Source organism: Actinomyces sp. oral taxon 448 str. F0400, assembly GCF_000220835.1.
Taxonomy (GTDB): Bacteria; Actinomycetota; Actinomycetes; order Actinomycetales; family Actinomycetaceae; genus Actinomyces.
In genome coordinates this window covers 1,291,174-1,297,687 of the sequence record NZ_GL985606.1, presented here as the reverse complement: position 1 = coordinate 1,297,687, position 6,514 = coordinate 1,291,174, and the positions used below count along the sequence as shown (strand labels likewise).

General features: G+C 73.4%; 5 protein-coding genes. 2 read left to right on the top strand and 3 right to left on the bottom strand.

The genetic code is table 11. The features are described from left to right. A partial coding sequence (locus HMPREF9062_RS13560) for a UvrD-helicase domain-containing protein (protein ID WP_009749084.1) occupies positions 1-1,098 on the bottom strand: 1,098 nt, incomplete at its 3' end. 214 nt (positions 1,099-1,312) lie between these two features. On the opposite strand from HMPREF9062_RS13560, the gene HMPREF9062_RS05555 reads away from it, so the two are divergent. Then, on the top strand, positions 1,313-1,528 hold the full coding sequence (locus HMPREF9062_RS05555; RefSeq protein WP_009749083.1) for a DUF3107 domain-containing protein: 216 nt from the start codon (positions 1,313-1,315) through the stop codon (positions 1,526-1,528). Between the two features lie 78 nt (positions 1,529-1,606). Here the strand turns inward: HMPREF9062_RS05555 and HMPREF9062_RS05550 are convergent, their stop codons facing one another. Together HMPREF9062_RS05550 and HMPREF9062_RS05545 are read right to left on the bottom strand one after the other, a co-directional pair. Further along, on the bottom strand, positions 1,607-3,859 hold the full coding sequence (locus HMPREF9062_RS05550; RefSeq protein WP_009749082.1) for an RNA ligase: 2,253 nt from the start codon (positions 3,857-3,859) through the stop codon (positions 1,607-1,609). A gap of 79 nt (positions 3,860-3,938) precedes the next feature. Beyond that, positions 3,939-4,598 carry a ferritin-like fold-containing protein gene (locus HMPREF9062_RS05545; RefSeq protein ID WP_009749081.1) on the bottom strand — a complete coding sequence of 220 codons (660 nt, stop codon included), beginning with the start codon at positions 4,596-4,598 and terminating at the stop codon, positions 3,939-3,941. 380 nt (positions 4,599-4,978) lie between these two features. On the opposite strand from HMPREF9062_RS05545, the gene HMPREF9062_RS05540 reads away from it, so the two are divergent. Next, a partial coding sequence (locus tag HMPREF9062_RS05540) for a DEAD/DEAH box helicase (protein ID WP_009749080.1) occupies positions 4,979-6,514 on the top strand: 1,536 nt, incomplete at its 3' end.

The window sequence follows — 6,514 nt, the reverse complement described above, 5'->3', positions numbered from 1 at the left end:
GGCGCCGGGGGGCCGGGCGCCCCGGGAGGGCGCCGGCCGCACGGGACGGCGGTGCGCGGCCGATCCGGTCACCGGAAGCCTGCCCGCCTGATCCCACCACACGGCGTCGAGCGCCCGGGTGCCCCTGTGAGCCGTGCGCAGCAGGAGGCGGGAGGCGTTCAGTCCCGAGCGATCCTCGGCCTCGACCAGGAGGCTGGGAGCCCCACCGCGGAAGGTCTCAACGGCCACATCCGGGTCCCCCAGGACGACCGCCTGGGCGCGGTGACCGTCGGCATCGGGCATCGCGAGGGCGGCCAGGAGACGCGCAGTGGCGGCTGTGCAGTCCTGGTAGTCGTCGACGACGACGAGATCGGGGACCGGACGCCGCTCGGCGACCCGGTCCGCCTCCCACGAGCCGAGGGCCTCGACGGCGCGGTTCTGAAGCCGGGCCGCGTCCATCCTGCGGGTCTGGGACCTGCGCTCGGCGGACGGGCGCCCCTGGGCGTCCCAGATGCGCAGCAGCGCCGAGGCCGGCCCCCACACGGGGACGGACAGGACCCGTCCCAGCTCGGCCAGGTCATCGGCGCTCAGACCGAGCTCGCCGGCGCGGGCCAGCAGGTTGCGCAGCTCGGTGCGGAAGGCCCGGGAGGCGACGGCGGAGGCGGGCAGACCCGGCCACTGCTCGGGGACGATGAGAGCCGCGAGCGCCGCATCCTCCTCCGCCCCGGCCAGCAGGACCGGGGCGGGCAGCGGGTCGGGGCGACGGGTCAGGGAGGTGCGCAGGACGGTGAGGGCGTAGCCCGCGGGGGTGCGGACCCGTACCGCGCCGTCGCGGACTCCCGCCTCACCCAGCAGGTGGGCCGAGCGGCGTCGCAGCATGTCGGCGCGGGCGCGCGTGGGGGCGAGCAGGAGGGCGTCGCGGCCGGAGGCGACGGCGTCGACGAGCAGATGCAGGGCCAGAGAGGTCTTGCCGGTGCCCGGGGCGCCGAGGACCACCAGGTTCGCGCCCGCCGCGGCGGCGTCGAGCACGGCGCGACCGGAGGCATCGGGCGCGGGCGGGGGCTCCGCCGTCCGGGCGGGGAGGAGCTGGACCCGATTCGGGGCGCCGTCATCGTGCATGGGCCCATGACACCACGCGGGTGCGACAAGCGCCGCCGACGATGACCGGATCGCGGCCCGGCACCGTCCGCGCGGCGCGAAACGGCGCCGCGCAAGCACCCCGGCCGCGATCGGGGCGGCGGCGGCGCCCTAGGATCATCGTCGGGAACGGCCCGGCCCTCGATCAACCACTGATCAACCACCGCCGGCAGGATTCAGAAGGAGCCAAGCCATCATGCAGGTCACCATCGGCGTCAAGCACGCCACCCGCGAGCTCACCCTCGACACCTCCGCCTCGCAGGACGACGTGCTGGCCGCGCTGGCCGGAGCGGCCACCTCGGACGTCACGCTCAGCGACGACAAGGGCCGCAAGATCTTCGTCCCGGCCGGCTCGCTCGCCTACGTTGAGGTCGGCGAGACCACCACGCGACGCGTCGGCTTCGGCGTGTGAGGCGCGAGCCGGCGGGCGCGCGAGCCGGGGGCGCGCTCACGGCGCCGAACGCAGCGGCCCGCCCATCGGCATCAGGCGTCACAGGGCGGCGACGAGCGCCGGCACGTCGATCACCGGACCGAGCAGTCCATCGAGCGTGAAGCGCTCGAGGAGGTCCTCGGCATCGCCGCGGTCGAGGAAGGCGCGCATGAGCCGCGTTCCCGGCCCCGACGCGCGTATCGGGCGGCCGTCCGCGCGGCGGCTCAACTGAGCCCTGAACGCCTTGACATCGGCGTAGTACTGCGACTTGCACTTGGCCATCGCACCGCCCGCGTAGGTGATGACGAAGCCCTCCTCCTTGCGCTCCTCGGCCGCCCGAATCCGCGCCGCCAGGGCCGTCAGAGCGGAGTCGTCGGCGGCCCTCGCCAGGACCTCAACCCGGGGCGAGACGAAGCCGAACGTCTCCGCCAGATGCAGACGCAGGTCGTCGAGGAGCTCCATGTCCTCCTGGTTGCGGATGGCGTCGAGGAGGATGACCTTGTCATCGCCCTCGTCGATGATGTGGGGGTCGCGGCGGCTGATGACCTCGAAGGTCAGGGACGCGCCCGCCCCCGAGATGATCTCGGCGAGCTCGCCGGCCCGCTCCCCCAGGTGCGCGGCCAGGAGGGAGGAGGCGTGCTCGGAGAACGGCGTGACGCCGGACTTGGACAAGACGCGCAGCCGCCCGTCGATGACCGAGACGATGGCGAGGTATCCGTTCCACTTGCGCCGCACGGTCAGGGGCCGTCCGACACCGGCGCGCACGACCTCCTCGAGGCTGGCCGGGCCCGGCGTCTGGCCGACGTTGAAGAACTTGTCATAGCCGCGGGCGACGACCTCGCAGTCGGATGCGCGCACGAACAGGCCGCGGGCCCTGCGGCTGGTCCGGTCCCACAGGCCCTTGGCGAAGGCGCGCCGGGAGAAATTGCAGGCGAGGACGCCGGGCATGTCCGCCACCTCGCGCACGCGGACCTCGGGGTGGGCGCTCATGCGCGCCAGCAGGCTGGAGGAGTCGGCCGCGGCGAGGACCATCGGGTGGTCCTCGCCGAAGGCGTGGAGGGTGCGGGTGCCGTCGGCGCCGATCTCCAGGACGGCCAGGTGACCCCCCTGCTCCACCCCGTGCTCCAGGGTGTACACGTGGTCGGCGGCGCGCTCGGGGCCGGGGTCCTCGCCGCGGGAGCCGTTGCGATGCCCGTGCACCTGGAGGATCCGCGGGTGGGACAGCCGGGGCTCGACGGCGCGCGCGTAGCTGGAGCGCCCACGGAAGGTGGTGGAGCGCTCGGAGGAGCCGAGCAGGAGCTGAAGCATGGGGATCTCCGTGAGGTCCCAGGAGAGCAGACCGTCCTCGCGTTCGGCGATGACGCGGTCGATGGTGGCCGCGTCCAGGCCGGCGTGGGTGACCAGGACGTGTCGGCCGGCCAGACGCAGGGCGGCCAGCGGCACCATGCGCGCCAGGAGCGCCTCGATGTCGCCGTCGCGCCGCCCCGAGGCCAGGATCTGGCGACGGGACTCGCGCGTGTGCGACCAGCCGACGCCGCGCACGTTGCCGACCAGCATGCGCAGGTGCTCGTCGTGGTTGCCCTCGACGAGGACGATGTTGTCCGGGATCCGCCCCGCGTCGTCGACGATGAGGTCGAGGACGCCGGCGGCGTCGGGGCCGCGGTCGAACAGGTCGCCGACGAAGATGAACAGGGAGGCGGGGTCCCAGCCGCCGAAGTGCTCCTTGACCCCGGCCAGCGCTCCGGCGCAGCTGTGCACGTCGCCGATGATGACGAGGCGCTCGTAGCGCCCGGTGATGTCGGTCTCGATGATCGTGTTGAGCCGTCGCACCTCGTCCAGGTCGACGAGGCGCTCGGTGACGGAGGCTGCCCCGGCCCGCACCCTGGCGGCGATATCCACCACGACCCCGGGCTCGACGTAGTCGAGTGCGCCGCGGCGGGTCTCGTTGCGCTCGATCAGTTCGTCGTCGGTCAGCTCCCCCTGGACGTCGACGACGTAGACCTCGTAGCCGCAGCGCCGTGCCAGGGAGGCGAACTCGCGGTAACTCCTGCGCGACGGGTTGGTGCAGTCGAGCAGCACAGTGCCGCCCTGACGGATCCGGGCGGTCACGGCGGCCTTGAACGCCGCGACGACCTGCTTTTCCGCTCCGAAGGCCATCGACAGGGTGGGCATGCCGTCCAGATCCGTGAAGGGCGCGGAGTACAAGCGGCGGAAATCGTCCAGGCCGATGGCGAGATCACCCAGGCGATGCCGACGGATCAGGGTCGTCTTGCCCGCGCCGGGCGCCCCGCGCAGGACGAACATGGTACGCATGCGCGCACCTCCTCTCGGGTGAGCGGAAGCCGCCGTCCGTCTGCGGCGACGGGTGCCAACGCTACCCGGCGGCGCCGTCTCAAGCCCGCAGGCCCAGGCCGCGCATGCGGCTGGTCGCCCCCTGCGAGAGGACCTCGTGCAGCTGGGCGGCACCGGCGCCGCCACCCAGGAGCTCGGGATAGGCCGAGAGCATGCGCTGGAGCGTCCCGATCTCCTCCCCCACGACCCGCCGTCCCCACAGGCCCAAGCGGGCGGCGAGCTGAGGGTCGGCGGCGACGTCGTCGATCAGCGCGGCGGCCGCCATGGAGCCGAAGCGGTCGGCCCCGAGCACCTCCAGAACCGATCCGCGCAGGGGCTCGTCCAGAGCGTCGACCAGCGCCATGGAGAAGTCCAGGAGCAGACCGAAGGTCAGATAGGTCTTGATCAGTCGTTCCGCCCAATCCAGTGGCCGCAGGCGCTGGTCGAGGTCCCCGAGGGAGCCGATGAACCGCTCGGCGCCGGCGGCGGCGTCCACCCCGGCCCCGCGGGCGAGCGCGCTCACGGCGTCGAACGCGGCGACGCGCTCGGCGCTCATTCGCAGCAACTCCACCCGCGGTCCCATGGAGGGGGCCTTGTCGGCGTCCTTGGCGTAGCGCGTGCAGGCGACGGTGCACGAGAAGGCGACGATGCCGATCACCGCCCGCACGTAGGGGGCCGGCGCTGACGGGGCGGGCGGGGCGGGCGGACCGGGGGTGCTCATGTGCACAAGGGTAGGCCGAGGGGCCGCCCTCCGCCGCCGCGGGGCGGCGGGCGGTGAGCGGATCCAGGGGCGCCGGCCGGGCGTGAATTCGCCCACGGGGCGCCGCCAACCGTCCGCGGGACCGGGGCGCGGGCCGCCCGACCCGCTACTGTTGGAGACGTCCACGGTTGCCCGGTCGTCCTGCAGCCCGGTCCCGCGGCCCCGACGGCCCGAGCGGGACACGATTCACGATCGGCTGCCACACTGCGACCGCGCCGCGCCTGCGCACCGGGCCCGAGCCCGACGACGTTCGGCCCCGTCGATGTCGTGCACGCCCCGGCGGCTCCGGCCGGCCGTGAGCGTGCACGGTCGGCACGCACGGTCCCACCGGAAGGAACGTCGTGACCGACGACAGCACCACCGCCCCGGCCGCGCCCGGGGCACCCGCCGCGCCCGCCGTCGAGGCCGACCGCGCCTCCGGCATCCTCCGCACCGCCGGCGCCCACGCCCCCGCCCTGGACGAGGCCACCCCCGACATTACCGACGAGGGGGATGAGACCGACCTGACGCACAAGAGATTCGCCGACTTCGGCGTCGAGCCGGAGATCTGCGACGCCCTGACCGCCAAGGGCATCATCCACCCCTTCCCCATACAGGCTCTCACGCTCCCCGTGGCCCTGGACGGCCAGGACATCATCGGCCAGGCCAAGACCGGCACCGGCAAGACCCTCGGCTTCGCCATCCCCCTGCTCATGGACACCCTCGGCCCGGGCGAGGACGGGTGGGACGCCGACCCCGCCTCGGGCTCCCCGCAGGCGCTCATCGTCCTGCCCACGCGCGAGCTGGCCAAGCAGGTGGCCGAAGAGCTGGCCGTGGCCGCGGCCGGGCGCACGGTGCGCATCGTGCAGGTCTACGGCGGACGCGCCTACGAGCCGCAGATCGAGGCCCTGGCCGAGGGGGCGGAGATCGTCGTCGGCACGCCCGGGCGCCTCATCGACCTCATGGACCGCGGCGTGCTGGACCTGACCCACGTGACGACGGTCGTCCTCGACGAGGCCGACGAGATGCTCGACCTGGGCTTCCTACCAGACGTGGAGAAGATCCTGGCGCGCACGCGCTCGGACCGCCAGACGATGCTGTTCAGCGCCACCATGCCCGGCGCCGTCGTGGCCCTGGCCCGGCGGTACATGACCAAGCCGACGCATATCCGCGCCCAGGACCCCGGCGACGAGGGCATGACGGTCAAGACGACCCAGCAGGTCGTCTACCGCACCCACGCCCTGAACAAGGTCGAGGTCGTCGCCCGCATCCTCCAGGCCGCCGACCGCGGGCGGACCATCATCTTCGCGCGCACCAAACGCACCTGCGCTCGCGTCGCCGACGACCTGGCCTCCCGCGGCTTCGCCACGGCCGCCCTGCACGGGGACCTCGGCCAGGGCGCGCGCGAACAGGCGCTGCGGGCCTTCCGCAACGGTAAAGTCGATGTGCTCGTGGCCACCGATGTGGCGGCCCGCGGCATCGACGTCGACGACGTCACTCACGTCATCAACTACCAGTGCCCCGAGGACGAGAAGATCTACGTCCACCGCATCGGGCGAACCGGACGCGCCGGCCATTCGGGCACGGCGATTACCTTCGTCGACTGGGACGACATCCCCCGGTGGCGTCTGATCGCCAGGGCCCTGGGACTGCCGGTGGCCGAACCGGTCGAGACCTACCACACCAGCGATCATCTCTACACCGACCTGGGCATTCCCCGGGAGGTGACGGGAACGCTGCCGCGCAGCAAACGCGTGCTCGCCGGTCTGGATGCCGAGGAGATCGAGGATCTGGGCGAGACGGGGCTGCGCGAGCGCGGCCGCGGCGGCCGCAGTGGACGCGGCGGACGTGGAGCGCGCTCCGAACGTGAGCGCGGCCGCGGAGCGCGCTCCGCCGGC